Raw genomic sequence first — 19,824 nt, 5'->3', positions numbered from 1 at the left:
GCGACGCAAGCCACCATGGCCCCTTCGAACGGCGCGAACGCCGCAACAGCAGCGGGCCCGGAGATCACGCCGATCCTGACCGTCGACCACTTGACCATGCGCTTCGGCGGCCTCGTCGCCGTCGACGATTTGAGCTTCCTCGCCGGCCGCGGCGACATCACCGCGCTCATCGGCCCCAACGGCGCCGGCAAGACCACGGTGTTCAACTGCATCACCGGCTTCTACAAGCCGACCGAGGGCATGCTGTCCATGCGCCTTGCCGACGGCGACACCTACCTGCTCGAACGCCTGCCCGACTTCAAGATCGCCGCCAAGGCGAAGGTCGCCCGGACGTTCCAGAACATCCGGCTGTTCGGCGGCATGACCGTGCTGGAGAACCTCATGGTCGCCCAGCACAATCCGTTGATGCTGGCCTCCTACTTCACCTTCGGCGGCGTGCTCGGCCTGTCCCATTTCCGCCACTCCGAGCGCGATGCCGTGGAGTTCGCCAAGTACTGGCTGGAACGGATCCGGCTCGTCGACCGCGCCGACGATCCGGCAGCCGACCTGCCCTACGGCGCCCAGCGCCGGCTCGAGATCGCGCGCGCCATGTGCACGCGTCCGGAGCTTCTGTGCCTCGACGAGCCGGCGGCCGGCCTGAACCCGCGGGAATCGGCCGAACTGAACGAATTGCTGCGCTTCATCCGTGACGAGCACGGCACCTCGGTGCTCCTGATCGAGCATGACATGTCGGTGGTCATGGAGATTTCCGACCATGTGATCGTGCTGGACTACGGCAAGAAGATCGCCGACGGCTCGCCGGAGGACATCCGCAACGATGCAGCCGTCATCGCCGCCTACCTTGGCGTCGAGGACGAGGAGGTCGAAGAGGTCGAACGCGAAGTGGAGACGGTAACCAAGGGGCCCGAAGACGCATGATCGGCAACGGCCAGTCCACTCGCGACGCTTCGGCCCCGCTCCTGTCGATCAGGGGAGTCGAGACCTACTACGGCAAGATCGTCGCCCTTCGCGGCGTCGATATCGACGTCAATCCGGGGGAGATCGTCACGCTGATCGGCGCCAACGGCGCCGGCAAGTCGACCCTGATGATGACGATCTGCGGCGACCCGCAGGCGCGCAACGGGACCATCACCTATGACGGGGTCGACATCACGCGGATGGCCACGCACGAGATCATCCGCAGGAAGATCGCCCAGTCGCCCGAGGGCCGGCGCATCTTTCCGCGCATGTCGGTGCTGGAAAACCTGCAGATGGGGGCGATCACCGCGGATCTGGATCATTTCGACGAGGACCTCGAGCGCGTCTTCGCGCTGTTTCCGGTGCTGAAGTCCCGTCAAAGCCAGCGCGGCGGCACGCTGTCGGGCGGCGAGCAGCAGATGCTGGCGATCGCCCGGGCGCTGATGGGCCGGCCGCGGCTGCTCCTTCTGGACGAGCCTTCGCTCGGCCTCGCCCCGTTGATCGTCAAGCAGATCTTCGAGGTCATCGGCGAGCTGAACCGGAATGAGGGCCTGACCGTCTTCCTCGTCGAGCAGAACGCCTACCACGCGCTGAAGCTCGCGCATCGCGGCTATGTCATGGTCAACGGCGCAATCACCATGAGCGGCACCGGCAAGGAACTATTGGCACGCGAGGAAGTCCGGGCGGCCTACCTCGAAGGCGGACGGCACTGAGGAGCGGACGATGGGCATTCTCTGGGAAAGTTCGTTCGGCGTTTTCCTCTTTATGACCGTGTTCCTCGGCGGCGGCGCCGCGTGGTTGTCGGGCCGCGCGATCGCCATCACCTGGCGTCCGGTCGCGCAGATCGTCCTCTACATGATCCTGCTCACCTCGGCGGTTCGCTTTCTTTATTTCGCGCTGTTTCAGGAAACCCTGCTGTCGCTTCACTACTACCTGGTCAATCTGGCGATTCTTCTCGCGATCGCCGGGCTTGGATTTCGCGTAACGCGCGCGCGCCAGATGGTCACCCAGTATCGCTGGCTGTATGAGCGGGCCGGTTTCTTGGGTTGGAAGAAACGCCCCGGCGTAACGGACGCCATTTGATTCCGCCGCGGCACTCAGACCGTGGTTTTTGCTTCTGATCCGTGTAATAAAATTCTTAACCGGGCTTCGTCCCGGACAAACCGAGGGGCCGAACCCGGCCCAAATTTTGAGAGGGAGTAAACTGATGAAGAAACATCTGTTGACCGGTGTGGCGCTTTCGTTCGGCGTCCTCATGTCCGGCACCGCTCTTGCCGATATCACGATCGCCACGACGGGCCCGATGACCGGCCAGTACGCCTCCTTCGGCGCGCAGATGAAGGCCGGTGCCGAGCAGGCCGTCGCGGACATAAACGCCGCCGGTGGCGTCAATGGCGAGAAGCTGGTTCTGGAAGTCGGCGACGACGCCTGCGACCCGAAACAGGCCGTGGCCGTCGCCAACCAGATGGTCGGCAAGAACATCGCGCTGATGGCCGGTCACTTCTGCTCCGGCTCGTCGATCCCCGCCAGCCAGGTCTATTCCGAGGAAGGGATCATCCAGATCTCCCCGGCTTCGACGAACCCGAGCTATACCGACAATCGCCCCGGCCCGGGCACCTATCGCGTCTGCGGCCGTGACGACCAGCAGGGCGAGACCGCCGGCAAGTTCCTGGCCGAACACTTCAAGGACAAGAACATCGCCATCGTTCACGACAAGACCGCCTACGGTAAGGGGCTTGCCGACGAGACCAAGAAGTACATGAACGAGGCCGGCAAGCAGGAAGCCCTTTACGAGGCCTACACGGCCGGTGAAAAGGACTACACCGCTCTCGTCTCCAAGCTGAAGCAGGAGAACATCGACGTTCTCTATGTCGGCGGCTACCACACCGAGGCCGGCCTCATGGCCCGCCAGATGCGCGACCAGGGCATGGATACCGTCCTCGTCTCGGGTGACGCGCTGGTGACCGACGAGTACTGGCAGATCACCGGCGACGCCGGCCAGGGCACGCTGATGACCTTCTCGCCGGATCCGCGCAAGAATCCGGAAGCCGCGCCGGTCGTCGAGGCACTGGAGAAGGCCGGCAAGACGGCCGAGGGCTACGCACTCTACACCTACGCCGCGATCCAGGCATGGGCGCAGGCCGCCGAAGCCGCCGGTTCGACCGACTATGATGCGGTCATCGAGAAGCTCAACGCCGGCGACTTCGACACCGTCCTCGGCAAGCTGTCCTTCAACGACAAGGGCGACGTGACCCTGCCGGGCTACGTGTTCTACGAGTGGAAGGACGGCAAGTACGATTACATGCAGTAATCGGCACTGCCACAACCGATACGGAAAGCCCGGCCTCGCGCCGGGCTTTCTTTTTGCGCTACTCGATCGTCATTCCGGTGAAACCATCGCCCCGGTCGGAGATCTCCAGCACCAGCTTGCGCCGCACAGCCTCCGCAAAGCTCGTCTCCCCGTCGACGGTCACGACGAAACTGCCCGGCCCGATGATGATCCGGGTCGCGAAAGCGCGCTCCAGATCGTAGCCGACCGGCCGTCCGCCGCAGCCCTGCAAGCGGCACAGGATCGCCAGGCCGTTGATCGTCACGCCGGCCGCCAGTGCCTCCTGGCGTGTCGTCTCGATCGAAGGACCGCTCCAGCTGTTGGCGCTGTCGGCGGAGATGTCGATCACCTTCCGCAGGCCCGTGATGTCGTTGCCTTCGATCAGCGCGAGCCCCTTTCGGATCGCGCTGCCGATGGCGTTTCGCCCGTAGGCGAGCCGCGGCGTCGACAGGAGCGCGTCGGCGAAGTCCTGGGCAGCGTCGGCGCCGTCGATCACGGTCCAAGGCACGACCACCGCCTGCGAGGTATGGTCGCCCCACTCCACGTAGGTGACCGCGATTTTTTGCAGGAGGCCGCCCGCGATGGCGTTGAGCACCTCCGGATGGGTAATGGCGGCCGCGTAGCCCCGCCGCTGGAAGCGTATCTCCGAGGTATCGATCGAGCCCGAGGCATCGGCGAGCAGGACGAGTTCGAGATCGACCTCCTGCCGGGCCAGCGCAACGGACGCGGCCGATATCGCGATCAGGAGAACCCACGCACGAATGCCGACCATCCGCCCCTCCTCGATGTCGTGATCTCCATAGAACTAGGAAGCCGATCCCGGCCGACCATAGCGCGCGATCACCAAGACCGACTGTATCAACGACGATGGCGGTTGGATTCTGCCGACCAAATCCCTTGCGAGAGCCGCCGGTGCGGGGGCCGGAGCCGCTCTCTTGAGATTTTCCCATATTCGGGAGATATTCCCGAATATGGATGCTCCCGAACCGGCGTCGTCAATCGACACCTGTATCGCGCGGCGCCTCAAGGAACTGCGCGGCGAACGTGGCTGGTCGCTCGACGGCCTCGCGGCCCGCAGCCGCGTGAGCCGCGCCACGCTCTCCCGGCTGGAGAACGCCGAGGTGAGCCCGACGGCGGCCGTCCTCGGCAAGCTCTGCACCGCCTTCGGCCTGACGCTGTCGCGGCTGATGCTGATGGTCGAGGACGATTTCGCCCCCCTGGTACGCCGCGGCGCCCAGACCGTCTGGACGGACACCACCACCGGCTTCACCCGTCGCATCGTCTCCCCGCCCGCCGGTGCACTCGCCGGCGAGGGCCTGGAATGCGGCCTGGAGCCCGGCGCGCGGATCACCTACGACGCCCCGCCGCGACCGGGTCTCGAACACCATCTGATAATGATCGAGGGAGAACTCCGGATGACCGTCGACGGCCACGCGCACGACCTGAGACCCGGCGACTGCCTGCGCTACCAGCTCTACGGACCCAGCGAATTCGTCACGCCCTGTCATACAGGCGCGCGATATATCCTCTTCACGGTGCGGACATGAACCACGCCCCTGCCATCTCGGTGGCATCCGAAACCGATCTGGAGGCGCGCGTCGGCGAATTCGCCGGCCTTCTCCATGCCTGCGTCCATGCCGGCGCCAACATCAATTTCGTGCTGCCGTTTTCACGGGACGATGCCGAAGCGTACTGGCGTGGCAAGGTGCTGCCGCCGGTCCGCGCGGGCACCCGCATCGTCTGGATCGCCGGTGCTGGCGACACGATCGCGGGTTCGGTGCAGCTCGATACCGATACCCCGCCGAACCAGCCCCACCGCGCCGAAGTGACCAAGCTGCTGGTCCATCCCGATCACCGGCGGCGCGGCATCGCGCAGGCGCTGATGGCCGCGCTTCATCGGCACGCCGCCGGTCTCGGCCGGACCCTGATCACGCTCGATACCCGCACCGGCGACATGGCCGAGCCGCTCTATGCCTCGCTCGGCTACCACACCGTCGGCACGATCCCCGACTTCTGCCGCGACCCCGTCGAAGAGCGCCTCCACCCGACAACGATCATGTACAAGGTGCTCTGAGCGCCGGTATCCTCGGCTGCGATTCCGCTGGAAGTTCCTGACTCAAGCATCGGACGAGACTCGATGATTCCCGGCCCCCGCAATCTCCTGACCGACGTTCCCGGCCTTCTGGTCGGCCATGCCGACGACGACGGCCTCCTGTCCGGAACGACCGTCGTCCTTTGCGACGAGGCGACCACCGCGTCCGTCGACGTGCGCGGCGGCGGGCCCGGCACACGCGACACCGAACTGCTCAGCCCCGAGATGACCGTGCCCGGCGTCGATGCCGTGGTGATCTCGGGCGGATCGGCCTACGGCCTCGACGCCGCCTCCGGGGTCCAGGCCTGGCTGCGCGACAAGGGCCGCGGCTATCCGGTCGGCCCAGTGACGGTGCCGATCGTACCGCAGGCGATCCTGTTCGACCTCATCAACGGCGGCGACAAGGATTGGGGCCGGTTCCCGCCCTATCGCGACCTCGGATGGTCGGCTTGCGATCGGGCCGGCGTCGACTTCGCCGTCGGTTCGGTCGGCGCGGGGTTGGGATGCACGACGGCGCGCCACCGCGGCGGACTGGGATCGGCGTCGCTCGTTACCGAGGACGGATTCACGGTCGGCGCCATTGTCGCGGTCAACTGCGTCGGCCGGGTGACGATCGGCGACGGACCGCACTTCTGGGCCGGCGGCTGGGAGGTGGGCGACGAGTTCGGCGGTCGCGGCCTGCCATCGCGTGTCGAGGAGGAGGCGCTGAAGCCCTATTCCAAGCTGGACGCGCTGTCCGCCACCACGCCGGCGCTGGTCGCCACCGACGCGATCCTCACCAAGGCCGAGGCGAAGCGGCTGGCGGTCATGGCGCAGGACGGCATGGCGCGGGCCATCCATCCGGTGCACACCCCGCTCGACGGCGATACGGTGTTCGCGCTGGCGACCGGCAGGACGGCGATGAAGGATCCGACGCTCGATATGCTGCGCATCGGCGCCGCCGCCGCCCGCTGCCTCGCCCGCGCGATCGCACGGGCGGTCTTTGAGGCGGGACAGGACGGCCGCGGTCCGGCGAAATGGCCGGCCTACCGGGACGAATTCCCGCGCTGATCCCTATGCTAATCCCTATTCTGCCGCTTCCAGCACCGGGCCCGTCGCCACGGTCGGCACGTCCCAGCGCCGGTTCAGCCCATCGAAGCGCTGCCGCGCCTTGGCGACATTGGCGGCCTTCACCGGGCCGAAGCCGCGGATCAGCTCCGGCACCCTGGCGATCTCGATGGCCAGACCCAGCTTCTTCGCGTCCAGTCCGGCGGCGAGCTTCGCAAGCGTTGCCTCGAACTCGGCGATCAGCGCCCGCTCCTCGCGCCGCTCCGCCGTGTAACCGAACGGATCGAAGCGCGTGCCACGCAGGCCCTTCAGCCGGGTGAGCATCCCGAACACCGGGAAGATCCACGGACCGAAGCTCCGCTTCGCCGGCCGGCCGGTGCGCGGATCCATGCGCGACAGAAGCGGCGGAGCGAGCTGGACCGAGATCCTGCCACCGCCCTCGAACTGCTTGTCCAGCGCGGCGCGGAACTCCGGCGCGGTGTAGAGCCGGGCCACCTCGTACTCGTCCTTGTAGGCCATCAGCTTGAACAGCGATTCCGCCGCCTGCCGGGTGAGCTTCAGGTTCGCGCCCTTCAGCTTTTCCTCGGCCGCGCGGACCGTCGAGACGGACCTCAGGAAGCGTTCGGCATAGGCCTCGTCCTGATAGGCGATCAGCTCCTTGGCGAGGAAGACGATGCGCTCGTCGAGCGGCATGTCGGCCGGCTTCGTCGTGTCCTCGACAAGCCCCTGGAACAGCTCGGGCTGCGCGGCAAGCAGCCGGCCGGCGGCGAACGCCAGCAGGTTGGCGTCGACGGCGGCGCCGTTCAGCCGGATCGCCTGCTCGACCGCCTTGCGGCGCAAGGGCAGCAGCCCCGTCTGCCAGGCGAAGCCGACCAGCATCATGTTGGCGAAGATCGTGTCGCCGAGCGCGGTTTCGGCGAACCGGGCGATCGCCGCCGCGTCGACGCCCTTCACCGCCTCGCCCACGGTGCGGGCGATGCGCTGGGCGTTGAAGCTCTGCACCTGGTGCATGACGAATTCCGCGGTCGGCGCGACGTCGGTGTTCAGCACCGCGCGAGTGCGGTCCGGCGCGCACAAGCTGAGCGCCTCGGCGCCGCCGGCGACCACCAGGTCGGCGGCGAGCAGCACGTCGAGCGACCCGACCGGAATGCGCGGCCCCTCGATGGCAACGTCCGGGGCGGCAAAGCGCACATGCGAAGTGACCGGCCCGTTCTTCTGGGCAAGTCCGGTCATGTCGAGGGTCGAGGCGTTGAGGCCGTCGAGATGGGCCGCCGTCGCCAGCACCGCCGATGTGGTGGTGACGCCCATGCCGCCGATACCGGTGAGCAGCAGGTTGACCGGGGCGGCGCCGATATCCGCCTGCGGTTCGGCCAGCTTGGCCGCCAGCGCGGCGATGTCGAAGTCGGCTCCCGCCACCTTGCGCGGGCCCGCGCCCGTCACCTCGACGAAGCTCGGGCAGAAGCCCTTCACGCAGGAATAGTCCTTGTTGCAGCTCGACTGGTTGATGCGGCGCTTCTCGCCGAACTCGGTCATCAGCGGCTCGACCGAGATGCAGTTCGACTGCACCGAGCAGTCGCCGCAGGCCTCGCAGACTCGCGGATTGATGAACACCCGCTTGTCCGGGTTTTCGTACTGCCCCTTCTTGCGGCGGCGGCGCTTCTCCGCCGCGCAGGTCTGATCGAAGACGATGACGGAGACGCCGGGGAACGCCGCGAACTCCTCCTGGATCGCGTTCAGGTCGTCGCGGTGCTTCAGCGGCACGCCGGCCGGCAGATCGGCCGGGGAATAGAGATGCGGACGCTCCGACAAGAGCGCGATGCGCTCGACGCCCTCCGCCTGCACCTGGGCGACGAGCTGGCGCACGTCGAGCGGGCCGTCATGGGTCTGTCCGCCGGTCATGGCGACGGCGTCGTTGAACAGGATCTTGTAGGTAATCGGCGCGCGCGCCGCCACCGCGGCGCGGATCGCCAGGATGCCGGAATGATAATAGGTGCCGTCGCCGAGATTGACGAACATGTGCTTCGTCTTCGAGAACGGGAACTGGCCAAGCCACGACGCGCCCTCGCCGCCCATGGCGATCAGGCCTTCGGTGGTGCGGCCGTTGATCTCGGTCATCGCGTGGCAGCCGATTCCCGGCATGGCGCGGCTGCCTTCGGGCGTCACGGTCGAGGTCGAGTGCGGGCAGCCCGAGCAGAAATAGGCCGACCGCACGGCGTCGGTGGCGTGCTCGTCGCTCCAGGTCTGGCGGGCGGCGAGGCGCCGGGCGCCCTCCTCCATCGCGCCCTTGCGGGCGGTCTTCGGCAGGAACGCGATCAGCGCCGGGGCGACCTCGCCCGGGCCACATTCGCGGATATCCGGCAGGAAGGCACGGCCGTCGGGACGCGTCTTGCCGTACACCTGGGGCCGCTGGTCGGCGGCCCAGTGGAACATCAGGTCCTTGAGCTGCGGCTCGATGACCGCGCGCTTGTGCTCGACCACCATGACGCGATCGAGCCCCCTGGCGAAGCCGGAAATCGCCTCCGGCTCCAGCGGCCACGGCATCGCCACCTTGAAGACGGCAAGACCGATCTCCTGCGCAACCGCCTCGGTGATGCCGAGAAGGTCGAGCGTCTGGCGCACGTCACGATAGGCCTTGCCCGTCGTGACGATGCCGAAGCGCGGATTGTCCGAGCCAAACACCTTGCGGTCGAGCCGGTTGGCCCGGACATAGGCCTTGGCGGCAGGCAGCCGCAGGGTGCGGTTCAGGACCTCGGTGTCGAGACGCGTCTTGAGCTGGAGATTGGTGTTCAGCTCGGCCGCCTGGCGCGGATCGGCGTGGTCGAGCGGGCGGCGGATCGAAATCCGGTTCGGATCGACATTGACGATCCCGGAGGAATCCATCGTGTCGGCGAGCGCGATCAGCGCCACCCACAGGCCCGAATAGCGCGACATCGCGATGCCGTGCAGGCCGTAGTCGAGCACGTCCTGCAGGTCGGAGGGGTTGAGGATCGGGATCTCGGAATGGATGAAGGCGTGCTCGCTCTGGACGGGAAGCGAGGAGGACTTGGCCAGATGGTCGTCGCCGGCGATCGCCAGCACGCCGCCGGCCGCCGCCGTGCCGCTGGCGTTGGCGTGGCGCAGAACGTCGCCGGCCCGGTCGACGCCGGGTGCCTTGCCGTACCAGATGCCGAACACGCCGTCGTGGTCGCTCTCGCCGGCAAGGCCGACCTTCTGCGTGCCCCAGACGGCGGTTGCCGCCAGCTCCTCGTTGAGTCCCGGATGGAAAACCAGGTCATGGCTGTCGAGGAAGCGTTTCGCGCGTTCCAGCTGCTGGTCGTAGCCGGCCAGCGGCGAGCCGCGATAGCCGGAGATGTAGCCCGCGGTCTTCAGCCCCGTGGCGCGGTCGCGCCGGATCTGGTCGAGCGGGAGGCGCACCAGCGCCTGGATGCCGGTCATGTAGACCTGGCCGCGGTCCAGTACGTATTTGTCGTCGAGCGTGACTTCGCGGGCAATCGCGTTCATCGGCAGCCTCTTGCCTGTCCGGCACCGGCCTTTCCGTAGCGGCAGGCGAACCGGGCTTGTTCGCTGTATGGCTTATTATCTCGCGTTCCGACGAAAAAACTGTGCTATCCTTGCGCGTTCCAATCAGATACTCGCAAGGATGTTCCGCTGAATGTCGACACGCGAAAAAATTTCACTCGATGCCGGCGACGTCCGAATTCTGCGGGAATTGCAGCGCGACGCCTCCCGGCCGGTGGCCGAGATCGCCAAGGCGGTGAACATGTCGCAGACGCCGTGCTGGCGGCGGATCAAGCGGCTGAAGGAGACCGGGGTCATCAAGGCGACGGTGGCGATCCTCGACCGCGAGGCGCTGGGCCTCGACTTCGTCTCCTACGCTTTCGTCAAGCTGGCCATGCCGAGCCGGGAGAACATGGAGACCTTCGACCGCATGATGCGGGCCTGGCCCGAGGTGGTGTTCTGCGAGCGCGTGACTGGCGCCGTCGACTACATGATCAAGGTCGTCGTGGAGGACATGCGCGCCTATGACGAGTTCCTGCGGTTCCGCCTGCTGGACTCCGAGCTCGTCACCGATGTCCAGTCGCGCATCGTCGTGGCGACCACGAAGGATTCGACCGAACTGCCGCTGCCGAACGAAGGCTAGCGTCGGACTTTCGGGATCGCGCCAGCACGAACGCCGACGCCCCCCGGACGCTTTCCCCAAACGCCCTCAAGGATAGACACCGGCTGCCGCCCCGGCCTGTCGTCCGGCGTGGCGGCCCGCGGCGTCCGAACGGGCCCGGGGAGCGACATTCGAGCTGTGTTGGCCTACAAGTTTGGACGACTGTTTTCTGGCAAGGGGGCGTGACCATGGCCAGGACGTCGAACGATTTCAATCTCATCCGGGAATTGGGCGACGCGAAGCTTTTCGACACGGAGCGCCAGGAGGGCAAGGATGGCCGCGAACGATCCGCTCAGCATCGGCATTCTGGTGATCATGTATTTCGGCGATGTCGTCTTCGCCGTCAGCGGCGCCCTGACGGCGGCACGCTACCGCATGGATGTCCTGGGCTTCGTGCTGATCGGCACCATCACCGGCATTGGTGGCGGCACCATCAGGGACCTGCTTCTCGGCCGTCCGGTGTGGTGGACGCAGGACCCCACCGAGCTGATCCTGTGCGTGGCCGCGGCGCTGATCACCTTCTTCGTCTCTCCCGGCGAAAATAACCGCCGCCGGGGTATGGTCTGGGCCGACGCCCTGGGCCTGGCAGCCTTCGCGGTGGTCGGTTGCCACATCGCACTGGCGTTCGGCGCGCCCTTCGTGGTCGCCGTCTTCATGGGCATGATCACGGCCACCGGCGGCGGCCTCCTTCGCGACGTGATCACCAACACGCAACCGATGATCCTGTGCGGGCAGCTCTATGCCACCACCGCTCTGGTCGGCTCCCTGACCTACGCCACCCTCGCCTATCTCGCAGTTCCCGGATTGATGGCCGAAACCGCTGCATTTCTGGCCGCCTTTTCGCTCCGCGCGGCGGCCATCGTCTTCGATATCCGGATGGGCCCGCCGGGAGAGTTCCTGCGGATCGGCGCGTCGAAGGACTCGACATCCGAATGAAGGCGCCGGCCGCGCAGCGGTCGTATGATCGCGCACCGCGAGCCGAACCGGGTGACCGACCTAGGCCACGTACAGGGTGGGTTGCCGCTGCTTTCGCCAACCGGGCGAGCAGATGACCGTGACGATGAACCGCCACGATCCGCCTTCCTTGCGCAGCACGTAGTGCGCATCGACGACCTCGATCGACGAGCCGTCGCTGCGAAGGCGCCTGATGTTGCGGGCATCGGCGATCGCCATGCCCTCGCCGCTCGGCCGCACCGTCAGCGTATCGTAGACCGAATGGCTGAAACCTTCGTCTATCAGGCGCGCGAACAGATCCTCAAGCATCGCGATCTTGGCCGCGCGGTCCGGCAGGTTGAACGACTTCTCCGAGTGCATGAAAAGGGCCGGCTCTGTGTGGAAGTCGGCCATGGCGCCGAAATCCCGGGCATTCCAGGCGGCAATGTAGCGGTCATAAAAGGCCTGTATTTCGGCCCTAACGGCGTCCGTCATCGCGGGCCTCCTTTACTAATGCAATTCCGGTCCCCGTTCGTTGGATCATAGCACATAATTAGCCGGCGCCATACCGAACAGCGAGCACACCGGCGTGAACCGGGGCCCGCGCGCGCCCGAAACAGGCCCCGACATGGCACCGAAAAGGCCTTGAAAAGACAGGGGAATCGGTCAGTTCAGCCGAACCGCTGAATCGAATAGGGCGCGGGATCGACCACCGGCGTCTGCCCGCAGATCATATCCGCCAAAAGCCGCCCGCTGATCGGTCCGAGCGTCAGGCCGAGATGGGCGTGGCCGAAATCGAGCCAGAGGCCCGGATGCCGCGGCGCCGGGCCGATGACGGGGACGGAATCGGGAAACGACGGCCGCCGCCCCATCCAGGGATCGTGCTCCAGCGGCGCCTCGATCGGCAACAGTTCGCGGGCACGGGGCTCGACGCGGGCGAGCTGCACCGGGGTCGGCGGCGCGTCGCGATCGGCGAACTCGATACCGGTGGTCACGCGCAGGCCGGCGGCCATCGACGAGGCGGCGTAGCCATAGGCGAGATCCACGACCGGGCGGTTGAGACCGCCGTCGCCGGCGGGACTGAAATGCATGTGGTAGCCGCGCTTGACCGCGAACGGCAGCCGGTAGCCGAGCGGATGGAGCAGGTCCGTCGACCACGGCCCGAGCGCCACGACGACCTCGCCGGCGGCAATGGCGCCGTTGTCGGTCTCGACCGTCCAGCCGTCGGCGTCGGGCACCAGCCGGTCGACCCTGTGCTGCAGGATCTCGCCCCCGCCCGTCGCAAACAGCCGCGCATAGGCCTTCACGGTGGCGCCCGGATCGGTCAGCGAGGCGATGTCGTGCCACAGCTCGGCCTTCCGGAAGACGGGCTTCAGGTGCGGCTCCAGCTCGCGCGCCTCGTTGACGTCGAGCACGGTGAAGCCGCACCCGGTCTCGCTTGCGACCTGGCGCTCCAGCGCGGCGGCGTCGAACTGCGCCTCGGTGCGATAGATCTGCAGCCAGCCGTTCTCGCGCAACAGGCTGTCGACGCCGGCCTCGCGAATGAACGCCTTGTGCTCGGGGATGGCATGGGCGAGCAGCGCCATCACGGCGGCCCCGTTGCTGCGCAGCCTGGCCTCGGTCGAATTGGCGTAGAGCTGCAACAGCCAGGGCGCGAGCTTCGGCATGGCGCGCCAGTGGAAATGCATCTCTGGCCGGTCGTTGAGGCCGTATCGCAACAGCGCCAGCGGGTTGCGCGGCATGGCGATCGGGACGTAGGTGCCGCCCTCGATCACGCCGGTATTGCCGTAGGAGGTTTCCTCGCCCGGGTCGCGCCGGTCGATCAACGTGACCGCGCGGCCGCGCCTTTGCAGGTGCAGGGCCGCCGAAACGCCGACGACGCCCGCGCCGATGACCACGATGTCCCGATCGGCCATGACATGTATCCTCAGGCTGGCCCGGTTCCCTTGAAACGGGCAGCCAACACCTCTAACGCGGCGTCACCGCGCCTACAATGGGGCTGTCCCGCCCCGATCGCCGCCCCTGGTCGTTGAGACCGCCGGACATTCCTGCTAAAGACCGCGCTTCCCTGTCACCATACGAAAAAGAGCCGATGATTCCGCGCTATTCCCGCCCAGAAATGGCATCCATCTGGGCGCCCGAGACGAGATTCCGCATCTGGTTCGAGATCGAGGCCGCCGCCGCCGAGGCAATGGCCGAGATCGGCCTGATCCCCGTCGACGCGGCCGCGACGATCCGCGCGAAGGGCGACGCCGCCGAATTCGACGTCGCCCGCATCGACGAGATCGAGCGCGAGGTGAAGCACGACGTCATCGCCTTCCTGACCCATCTGGCCGAGTTCGTCGGCCCGGATTCCCGTTTCGTCCACATGGGCATGACGTCGTCGGACGTGCTCGACACCTGCCTCGCGGTCCAGCTCACCCGCGCCGCCGACCTGCTGATCGCCGATGTCGAGGCCCTGCTGGCGGCCATCGAGAAGCGCGCCGTCGAGCACAAGATGACGCCGACGGTGGGCCGCAGCCACGGCATCCATGCCGAACCGACCACGTTCGGCGTCAAGCTGGCCGGGTTCTACGCCGAATTCTCGCGCAATCTCGCGCGCCTGGCCGACGCCCGCGCGGAAATCGCCACCTGCGCGCTGTCCGGCGCGGTCGGCACCTTCGCAAACATCGATCCGCGCATCGAGGCCCGCGTCGCCGAGAAGCTGGGGCTTCAGCCCGAGCCAGTCTCCACCCAGGTGATCCCGCGCGACCGCCACGCCGCCTTCTTCGCCACCCTGGGCGTCGTCGCCTCGTCGGTGGAACGGCTGGCCACCGAGATCCGCCACCTGCAGCGCACCGAGGTGCTGGAGGCCGAGGAATATTTCTCGCCCGGCCAGAAGGGCTCCTCGGCGATGCCGCACAAGCGCAATCCGGTGCTGACGGAGAACCTGACCGGGCTTGCCCGCATGGTTCGCGCCTACGTCACCCCGGCGCTGGAGAACGTGGCGCTCTGGCACGAGCGCGACATCTCGCACTCCTCCGTCGAGCGCATGATCGGTCCCGACGCCACGGTGACGCTCGATTTCGCGCTGGTCCGCCTCACCGGCGTCGTCGACAAGCTGGTCGTCTACCCCGAGCGCATGCAGGCCAATCTCGACCGCCTCGGCGGCCTGGTGAACTCGCAGCGGGTGCTGATCGCGCTGGCCCAGGCCGGCATGAGCCGCGAGGACGCCTACCGCACGGTCCAGCGCCACGCCATGCGGGTCTGGAACGGCGAAGGCCAGTTCCTGGACTTTCTGAAGTCCGACCCGGAAGTGACTCAGCGGATTCCGGAATCCGATCTCGAGGCCTTGTTCGACCTCGGCTACCACTTCAAGAACGTCGACACGATCTTCGCCCGGGTCTTCGGCAAGAGCTGACGCCGCTTCCGGCGGGTAGGGCTTCCCGCAGGCCGGGCTTTCCCTACCCTGCTCATTCCCGCGAAAGCGGGCGGAATCCAAACAAAAACGGCCCGGGAAGTCCCGGGCCGCTCGAAATCCGCTTACGTCGCTCAGAAACCGGCGCTCAGCCTTCGTTCTGGAGCTGATCCATCGCCGTCACCAGCAGCTCGTCCATGGTGCGGCGGATCTGGTGGTCGGACTGCTCGACGCCGGCCGCGTCGAAGTCGCCGCGGACTTTGCGGAACACGTCCTCGTCACCGGCTTCCTCGAAATCGGCGACCACCACTTCCTTGGCATAGGCCTCGGCGGCATCGCCGGTCTTGCCGAGCTTTTCCGCGGCCCACAGGCCGAGCAGCTTGTTGCGCCGCGCTTCGGCCTTGAAGCGCATTTCCTCGTCGTGCGCGAATTTCTCCTCGAAACCCTTCTTGCGCCTCTCGAATTCCGACATTCATGCCTCCAATTGAAAAGCGCTGAACCAGCGCCCGGCGGGCCAAGCCCGACAGCCCAAATCGGGCCTTGCATACTCGCCCGCCCCCCCCAAATCAACAGCACCGGTGACCCTATCGGTACGGTTTTCGACCCGCGATCATCCGCCGTCTCGCGCGCGTTGTATCGCCGGGTCGGATCGGATAGGGTGCGCGCGACTTTCCGGACGAATCCGCCATGATGGCGCGTCCGTTTCTTCGGTAACATGTATGGGCTCGGTGCCGCCCAAGTCGAGGGTGCCACGTTTCCTATGACAGGTCTGATACGAATGAACCGCCGCCGCAGAGTCTACGAAGGCAAGGCCAAGATCCTCTATGAGGGACCCGAACCGGGAACGCTCGTCCAACACTTCAAGGACGACGCCACGGCCTTCAACAAGAAGAAACACGCCCAGATCGAGGGCAAGGGTGTGCTCAACAACCGGATTTCCGAGCACATCTTCCAGCACCTGAACGAGATCGGCGTACCGACCCACTTCATCCGGCGGCTCAACATGCGCGAGCAGTTGATCCGCGAGGTCGAGATCATCCCGCTCGAGGTCGTGGTCCGCAACGTCGCCGCCGGCTCGCTGTCGCAGCGCCTGGGCATCGACGAGGGCACGCAGCTGCCCCGCTCGATCATCGAGTTCTATTACAAGAACGACGAGCTCGACGACCCGATGGTCGCCGAGGAGCACATCACCGCGTTCGGCTGGGCCAGCCCGCAGGAGATCGACGACATCATGTCGCTGGCCCTGCGCGTCAACGACTTCCTCACCGGCCTGTTCCTCGGCGCCGGCATCCGTCTCGTCGACTTCAAGATCGAGTTCGGCCGCCTGTACGAGGGCGACATGATGCGCATCGTGCTCGCCGACGAGATCAGCCCGGATTCCTGCCGTCTGTGGGACATCCAGTCGGGCGACAAGCTCGACAAGGACCGGTTCCGCCGCGATATGGGCGGCCTCGTCGAGGCCTACCAGGAAGTCGCCCGCCGGCTGGGCATCATGGTCGGCAACGAGCCGAACGTGCCGCGCGGCCCGGTTCTGGTGCAGTAACGGCCCCGACAACAGGAAAATACCCGCCATCATGAAGGCACGCGTCACCGTCACCCTGAAGAACGGCGTCCTCGATCCGCAGGGCAAGGCCATCCAGCACGCCCTCTCCTCCCTCGGCTTCTCGGGCGTCGAGGACGTTCGCCAGGGCAAACTGATCGAGCTCGAGCTGTCGGGCAGCGACCGGGAGAAGGCCAGGACCGAGCTGGAAGCCATGTGCGAGAAGCTGCTCGCCAACACCGTCATCGAGAACTACTCGATCGAGCTGGTGTAGGGCCGGGCCGCACGCGCAAACGTTTCGGGCACAAGATGGCAAGTTCGCTCGGCCGGATCTGGAAGAAGCACCTCCGGCCCTTCGTCCCGTTCCCGAAGCAGAAGACGCTGAAACTGTGGTTTCCGCCGTTCCATGACCGCAACGTCGCCCATCTGATCAACCGGCACCGGATCGATCTGGTGCTCGACGTCGGCGCCAATACCGGCCAGTACGCCCGTCGCCTGCGGGCGTCGGGCTACAAGGGCCGCATCCTGTCGTTCGAGCCGCTGATGGAAGCCTGGACCCAGGCCGCGGCCCAGGCCGCCCAGGATCCGCTCTGGGACATGGCGCCGCCGATGGCGCTGGCCGCCGAAGGCGGCACGGCGGCGCTGAACGTCTGCCGCGACACCTCACTCACCTCGCTGCAAAGACCGCTCGACGGCGCCGGCCCCGAGGGCCTGGCGGTGGAGCGCATCGAGACGGTCGAGTGCCGCAGCCTCGACGAGGCGGCCGCCGAGGCGCTGTCGAAGGCCGAACGCCCGTTTCTCAAGATCGACGTGCAGGGTTTCGAGAAACCGGTGCTCGCCGGCGCTGAGGAAACGCTGGCGCGCTGCGTCGGCATTCAGATCGAGTTGTCGCTCGATCCGCTCTACGAAGACGAGCCGGACTATCTGGAGATCCTGAGCGATCTCGAATCCCGCGGCTTCCACCTCGCCTTCACCCTGCCGGTCCAGAGCAAGCAGAAGCTCGGGCCCATGGACCAGTTCGACGGGCTGTTGTTCCGGCGGGAGGCCTAGCTTGCAGCTAGCGAGAGCGCTCGCGAGCGCTGCTCAGAACCAGAAATAAATACATGGCACAAAACCTGGTGTATCCATGAAAAATTTAAAAACATATCTTTTCGAAGGGATTGTAACACCAGAGCGGGCGCAGATAAGCATAGAATATAAAACAAGCTTTACACACCTATCCACAGGACAAAGTGGAACCGCCCACATAAACATAATTTTAAATAAAATTTCAATTTGGGCCGATATGGAAGATGATTGGAATGTATATGATCTAATAAATACATTATACAATATAATTCTAAATGATCTCGCAATAATAGGATACCTAGAGGGGCATTACTACAGCGTCGACATATTCAGAGCAATTAACAGAGATAATAAAATTGATATAGTATTCGGAATAGATATTCCCTGCATAAAAGAAATAAATGCTAAAAGAAATACTAAAATAGAATTTAATGAAATAAGGAATCTATGCATAGGAAAAAGTGGAATAATTTTAAGAAGGAGCCTTAGAGACTTAACATCCGCAATGAAAAACGCCGACGACACTGGATTTTATTGCTACAGATCAATAGAATCTTTAAAAAATCACTTTGTTTATGAAAACAATATCGAAAATTTAAAAGAATACGATCAATGGAAGATATTTAGAGATAAAATAAAATTGAAAAAGGACGATATAATGGAAGTAAAATCATTCTCAGACAATATATGACACGGGCACTACTTAATAACAACATCTGATGATAGGCTAAGATTATTTAGCTTAACCTGGAATATGGTGGGATTGTATATAGAATACTGCCTGAGTAGAAATAAATAACACAACGCGGGAAAGTAGCTTTCTCCTTCGTTGTGTTCTGATATAGAGCCCTACAAACAAGTGCTCTCCCACATCGACTCCTGCGCTCCAGAGGCCGTGCCTTGAAATCCGCCATTGTCCTCTTCCCCGGCATCAACCGCGAACGCGACATGGCGCGCGCGCTGGAAATCGCCGGCGGCCGCAAGCCGGCCATCGTCTGGCACAAGGAAACCGAGCTGCCGGACGTCGACCTGGTCGTCATTCCCGGCGGCTTCTCCTACGGCGACTATCTGCGCTGCGGCGCGATCGCCGCGCGCTCGCCGATCATGCGCGACGTCATCGCCAGGGCCGAGGCCGGCGTCACCGTGCTCGGTGTCTGCAACGGCTTCCAGGTGTTGACCGAGACGGGCCTGCTGCCCGGCGCGCTGATGCGCAACGCCGATCTGAAGTTCGTCTGCAGGGACGTGCACCTGCGCGTTGAGACCACCGGCACCCGCTTCACCAGCGCCTATGAACAGGGCCAGGTGATCCGCGTTCCCGTCGCCCACGGCGACGGCAACTATTTCGCCGACGCCGAGACGCTGAAGCGGCTCGAGGACGACGGGCGCGTGGTGTTCCGCTACTGCGACGCCGACGGCGCCGTGACCGGCGAGGCCAACCCGAACGGCTCGATCGGCAACATCGCCGGCGTGCGCAACGACCGCGGCAACGTGCTCGGCCTGATGCCGCACCCCGAGGACCATGTGGAAGCGGTCCAGGGCTCGACCGACGGCCTCGGCATTTTCCGGAGCATGGTCGCGGCGCTGGAGACCGCCTGATGCGCACCGCCACGGAGGCCCGGTAATGGCCGGTGAAGCCGGCGCGGGCGTCACCCTCTACGGTGCCCCCTACTCCGTCTATGTCCGGATCGCCAGGATGGCGCTTCACGAGAAGGGCGTGGCCTACGACCAGGAGCCGGTCGATATCTTCGCCGCGGGCGCGGAGACCGAGGCCTACCTGGCGCTCAATCCCTTCGGCAGGATCCCGGCGCTGCAACACGGCGACTTCGTGCTCTACGAGACCCAGGCCATCACCCGCTACATCGACGAGGCCTTCGAGGGGCCCGCCCTGCAGCCGCAGGCGCCGACGGCGCGCGCGCGCATGGCCCAGGTGATCGGCATCGTCGATTCCGTCGCCTATCGCACCCTCGTCTGGGACGTCTATGTCGCCCATACCGCCCGGTCCAAGGGCGAGGGCGCCGAGCACGACGCCCGGATATCCGCCGCGATTCCGCTGGCGACCACCTGCCTTGCCGAGTTCGACCGGCTTCTCGACGGCCGGCCCTGTTTCGGCGGCGACCGGCCGAACCTCGCCGATTTGCATGCGGCCCCGGTCTTCGGCTATTTCCGCACCGTTCCCGAGGCTCAACAGCTTCTTGACCGTTTCTCCGGCCTGCAGGACTGGTGGGCGACCATCAGCGCCCGCGACAGTTGGCGCGTGGCGTCGGCCGGCGATACGGATTAAGGGCGAACCAGGACCTTACGG

Annotated in this window: 21 protein-coding genes; 16 read left to right on the top strand and 5 right to left on the bottom strand. The window is 65.3% G+C overall.

Features of this window, described 5'->3' with window-relative positions; translation table 11 throughout:
- The first annotated feature begins 15 nt into the window (after window positions 1–15).
- The 4 genes from MUB46_RS13415 (at window position 16) to MUB46_RS13400 (ending at window position 3,268) form a co-directional block, all read left to right on the top strand.
- On the top strand, window positions 16–918 hold the full coding sequence (locus MUB46_RS13415) for an ABC transporter ATP-binding protein (RefSeq protein ID WP_261616503.1): 903 nt from the start codon (window positions 16–18) through the stop codon (window positions 916–918).
- Window positions 915–1,670: an ABC transporter ATP-binding protein gene (locus tag MUB46_RS13410; protein ID WP_261616427.1), complete on the top strand. Its 756-nt coding sequence runs from the start codon at window positions 915–917 to the stop codon at window positions 1,668–1,670. The genes MUB46_RS13415 and MUB46_RS13410 overlap by 4 nt, the downstream gene beginning before the upstream one ends.
- A gap of 10 nt (window positions 1,671–1,680) precedes the next feature.
- Window positions 1,681–2,040 carry a DUF6867 family protein gene (locus MUB46_RS13405; protein ID WP_261616426.1) on the top strand — a complete coding sequence of 120 codons (360 nt, stop codon included), beginning with the start codon at window positions 1,681–1,683 and terminating at the stop codon, window positions 2,038–2,040.
- Between the two features lie 124 nt (window positions 2,041–2,164).
- Complete coding sequence (locus tag MUB46_RS13400) at window positions 2,165–3,268, top strand: branched-chain amino acid ABC transporter substrate-binding protein (protein ID WP_261616425.1); 1,104 nt, start codon at window positions 2,165–2,167, stop codon at window positions 3,266–3,268.
- Window positions 3,269–3,326: 58 nt separating this feature from the next.
- Here the strand turns inward: MUB46_RS13400 and MUB46_RS13395 are convergent, their stop codons facing one another.
- Window positions 3,327–4,058, bottom strand: coding sequence for a DUF1194 domain-containing protein (locus MUB46_RS13395; protein ID WP_261616424.1), 732 nt, complete (start codon window positions 4,056–4,058; stop codon window positions 3,327–3,329).
- Window positions 4,059–4,257: 199 nt separating this feature from the next.
- On the opposite strand from MUB46_RS13395, the gene MUB46_RS13390 reads away from it, so the two are divergent.
- From MUB46_RS13390 to MUB46_RS13380, 3 genes are all read left to right on the top strand, one after another.
- Window positions 4,258–4,833 (top strand): helix-turn-helix domain-containing protein, encoded by a 576-nt coding sequence (locus MUB46_RS13390; RefSeq protein WP_261616423.1) that lies wholly within the window; start codon window positions 4,258–4,260, stop codon window positions 4,831–4,833.
- On the top strand, window positions 4,830–5,360 hold the full coding sequence (locus tag MUB46_RS13385) for a GNAT family N-acetyltransferase (protein ID WP_261616422.1): 531 nt from the start codon (window positions 4,830–4,832) through the stop codon (window positions 5,358–5,360). Before MUB46_RS13390 ends, MUB46_RS13385 begins: the two co-directional genes overlap by 4 nt.
- A 63-nt stretch (window positions 5,361–5,423) precedes the next feature.
- Window positions 5,424–6,428 carry a P1 family peptidase gene (locus MUB46_RS13380; protein ID WP_261616421.1) on the top strand — a complete coding sequence of 335 codons (1,005 nt, stop codon included), beginning with the start codon at window positions 5,424–5,426 and terminating at the stop codon, window positions 6,426–6,428.
- A 15-nt stretch (window positions 6,429–6,443) separates the two neighbouring features.
- Here the strand turns inward: MUB46_RS13380 and MUB46_RS13375 are convergent, their stop codons facing one another.
- Entirely contained in the window at window positions 6,444–9,926 is a 3,483-nt protein-coding gene (locus MUB46_RS13375) for an indolepyruvate ferredoxin oxidoreductase family protein (RefSeq protein ID WP_261616420.1), read from the bottom strand.
- A 151-nt stretch (window positions 9,927–10,077) separates the two neighbouring features.
- Between MUB46_RS13375 and MUB46_RS13370 the strand changes: the two genes are divergently transcribed.
- Together MUB46_RS13370 and MUB46_RS13365 are read left to right on the top strand one after the other, a co-directional pair.
- Window positions 10,078–10,566, top strand: a complete 489-nt coding sequence (locus tag MUB46_RS13370; RefSeq protein ID WP_261616419.1) for an Lrp/AsnC family transcriptional regulator — start codon at window positions 10,078–10,080, stop codon at window positions 10,564–10,566.
- A gap of 291 nt (window positions 10,567–10,857) precedes the next feature.
- Entirely contained in the window at window positions 10,858–11,520 is a 663-nt protein-coding gene (locus MUB46_RS13365) for a trimeric intracellular cation channel family protein (protein WP_261616418.1), read from the top strand.
- Between the two features lie 60 nt (window positions 11,521–11,580).
- Here the strand turns inward: MUB46_RS13365 and MUB46_RS13360 are convergent, their stop codons facing one another.
- Complete coding sequence (locus tag MUB46_RS13360; protein ID WP_261616417.1) at window positions 11,581–12,012, bottom strand: YybH family protein; 432 nt, start codon at window positions 12,010–12,012, stop codon at window positions 11,581–11,583.
- Between the two features lie 176 nt (window positions 12,013–12,188).
- Window positions 12,189–13,433 (bottom strand): NAD(P)/FAD-dependent oxidoreductase, encoded by a 1,245-nt coding sequence (locus MUB46_RS13355; protein ID WP_261616416.1) that lies wholly within the window; start codon window positions 13,431–13,433, stop codon window positions 12,189–12,191.
- Window positions 13,434–13,609: 176 nt separating this feature from the next.
- Here MUB46_RS13355 and purB point away from each other — a divergent pair, with 176 nt between their 5' ends.
- Window positions 13,610–14,917: an adenylosuccinate lyase gene (gene purB, locus MUB46_RS13350; protein ID WP_261616415.1), complete on the top strand. Its 1,308-nt coding sequence runs from the start codon at window positions 13,610–13,612 to the stop codon at window positions 14,915–14,917.
- 145 nt (window positions 14,918–15,062) lie between these two features.
- Here the strand turns inward: purB and MUB46_RS13345 are convergent, their stop codons facing one another.
- On the bottom strand, window positions 15,063–15,386 hold the full coding sequence (locus MUB46_RS13345) for a DUF1476 domain-containing protein (RefSeq protein ID WP_261616414.1): 324 nt from the start codon (window positions 15,384–15,386) through the stop codon (window positions 15,063–15,065).
- 306 nt (window positions 15,387–15,692) lie between these two features.
- On the opposite strand from MUB46_RS13345, the gene purC reads away from it, so the two are divergent.
- The 6 genes from purC (at window position 15,693) to MUB46_RS13315 (ending at window position 19,803) form a co-directional block, all read left to right on the top strand.
- Window positions 15,693–16,457, top strand: a complete 765-nt coding sequence (gene purC / locus MUB46_RS13340) for a phosphoribosylaminoimidazolesuccinocarboxamide synthase (RefSeq protein WP_261616413.1) — start codon at window positions 15,693–15,695, stop codon at window positions 16,455–16,457.
- A 28-nt stretch (window positions 16,458–16,485) separates the two neighbouring features.
- Window positions 16,486–16,728, top strand: coding sequence for a phosphoribosylformylglycinamidine synthase subunit PurS (gene purS, locus MUB46_RS13335; protein ID WP_261616502.1), 243 nt, complete (start codon window positions 16,486–16,488; stop codon window positions 16,726–16,728).
- 35 nt (window positions 16,729–16,763) lie between these two features.
- The gene (locus MUB46_RS13330) at window positions 16,764–17,504 is read left to right on the top strand and encodes an FkbM family methyltransferase (protein WP_261616412.1); all 741 of its coding nucleotides are present in this window, start codon (window positions 16,764–16,766) and stop codon (window positions 17,502–17,504) included.
- A 76-nt stretch (window positions 17,505–17,580) separates the two neighbouring features.
- Window positions 17,581–18,213 carry a DUF8168 domain-containing protein gene (locus MUB46_RS13325; RefSeq protein WP_261616411.1) on the top strand — a complete coding sequence of 211 codons (633 nt, stop codon included), beginning with the start codon at window positions 17,581–17,583 and terminating at the stop codon, window positions 18,211–18,213.
- A gap of 209 nt (window positions 18,214–18,422) precedes the next feature.
- On the top strand, window positions 18,423–19,118 hold the full coding sequence (gene purQ / locus MUB46_RS13320; RefSeq protein ID WP_261616410.1) for a phosphoribosylformylglycinamidine synthase subunit PurQ: 696 nt from the start codon (window positions 18,423–18,425) through the stop codon (window positions 19,116–19,118).
- Window positions 19,119–19,143: 25 nt separating this feature from the next.
- Window positions 19,144–19,803 carry a glutathione S-transferase family protein gene (locus MUB46_RS13315; protein ID WP_261616409.1) on the top strand — a complete coding sequence of 220 codons (660 nt, stop codon included), beginning with the start codon at window positions 19,144–19,146 and terminating at the stop codon, window positions 19,801–19,803.
- Window positions 19,804–19,824 lie beyond the last annotated feature (21 nt).

The sequence above is a fragment of the Microbaculum marinisediminis genome, from assembly GCF_025397915.1.
Classification (GTDB): Bacteria; Pseudomonadota; Alphaproteobacteria; order Rhizobiales; family Tepidamorphaceae; genus Microbaculum; species Microbaculum marinisediminis.
Note: the sequence above shows the minus strand (reverse complement) of the source record. Positions and strands in the feature narration are given on the sequence as shown.

Bases quoted from the DNA above. Each gene is read 5' to 3' on its own strand.
- purC (WP_261616413.1), top strand. From the start codon at position 15,693: ATGAACCGCCGCCGCAGAGTCTACGAAGGCAAGGCCAAGATCCTCTAT.
- MUB46_RS13370 (WP_261616419.1), top strand. From the start codon at position 10,078: ATGTCGACACGCGAAAAAATTTCACTCGATGCCGGCGACGTCCGAATT.
- MUB46_RS13395 (WP_261616424.1), bottom strand. From the start codon at position 4,058: ATGGTCGGCATTCGTGCGTGGGTTCTCCTGATCGCGATATCGGCCGCG.
- MUB46_RS13390 (WP_261616423.1), top strand. From the start codon at position 4,258: ATGGATGCTCCCGAACCGGCGTCGTCAATCGACACCTGTATCGCGCGG.
- MUB46_RS13355 (WP_261616416.1), bottom strand. From the start codon at position 13,433: ATGGCCGATCGGGACATCGTGGTCATCGGCGCGGGCGTCGTCGGCGTT.
- MUB46_RS13330 (WP_261616412.1), top strand. From the start codon at position 16,764: ATGGCAAGTTCGCTCGGCCGGATCTGGAAGAAGCACCTCCGGCCCTTC.
- MUB46_RS13410 (WP_261616427.1), top strand. From the start codon at position 915: ATGATCGGCAACGGCCAGTCCACTCGCGACGCTTCGGCCCCGCTCCTG.
- MUB46_RS13325 (WP_261616411.1), top strand. From the start codon at position 17,581: ATGAAAAATTTAAAAACATATCTTTTCGAAGGGATTGTAACACCAGAG.
- MUB46_RS13405 (WP_261616426.1), top strand. From the start codon at position 1,681: ATGGGCATTCTCTGGGAAAGTTCGTTCGGCGTTTTCCTCTTTATGACC.
- purB (WP_261616415.1), top strand. From the start codon at position 13,610: ATGATTCCGCGCTATTCCCGCCCAGAAATGGCATCCATCTGGGCGCCC.
- MUB46_RS13385 (WP_261616422.1), top strand. From the start codon at position 4,830: ATGAACCACGCCCCTGCCATCTCGGTGGCATCCGAAACCGATCTGGAG.
- MUB46_RS13315 (WP_261616409.1), top strand. From the start codon at position 19,144: ATGGCCGGTGAAGCCGGCGCGGGCGTCACCCTCTACGGTGCCCCCTAC.
- MUB46_RS13345 (WP_261616414.1), bottom strand. From the start codon at position 15,386: ATGTCGGAATTCGAGAGGCGCAAGAAGGGTTTCGAGGAGAAATTCGCG.
- MUB46_RS13360 (WP_261616417.1), bottom strand. From the start codon at position 12,012: ATGACGGACGCCGTTAGGGCCGAAATACAGGCCTTTTATGACCGCTAC.
- MUB46_RS13380 (WP_261616421.1), top strand. From the start codon at position 5,424: ATGATTCCCGGCCCCCGCAATCTCCTGACCGACGTTCCCGGCCTTCTG.
- MUB46_RS13415 (WP_261616503.1), top strand. From the start codon at position 16: ATGGCCCCTTCGAACGGCGCGAACGCCGCAACAGCAGCGGGCCCGGAG.
- MUB46_RS13400 (WP_261616425.1), top strand. From the start codon at position 2,165: ATGAAGAAACATCTGTTGACCGGTGTGGCGCTTTCGTTCGGCGTCCTC.
- MUB46_RS13375 (WP_261616420.1), bottom strand. From the start codon at position 9,926: ATGAACGCGATTGCCCGCGAAGTCACGCTCGACGACAAATACGTACTG.
- MUB46_RS13365 (WP_261616418.1), top strand. From the start codon at position 10,858: ATGGCCGCGAACGATCCGCTCAGCATCGGCATTCTGGTGATCATGTAT.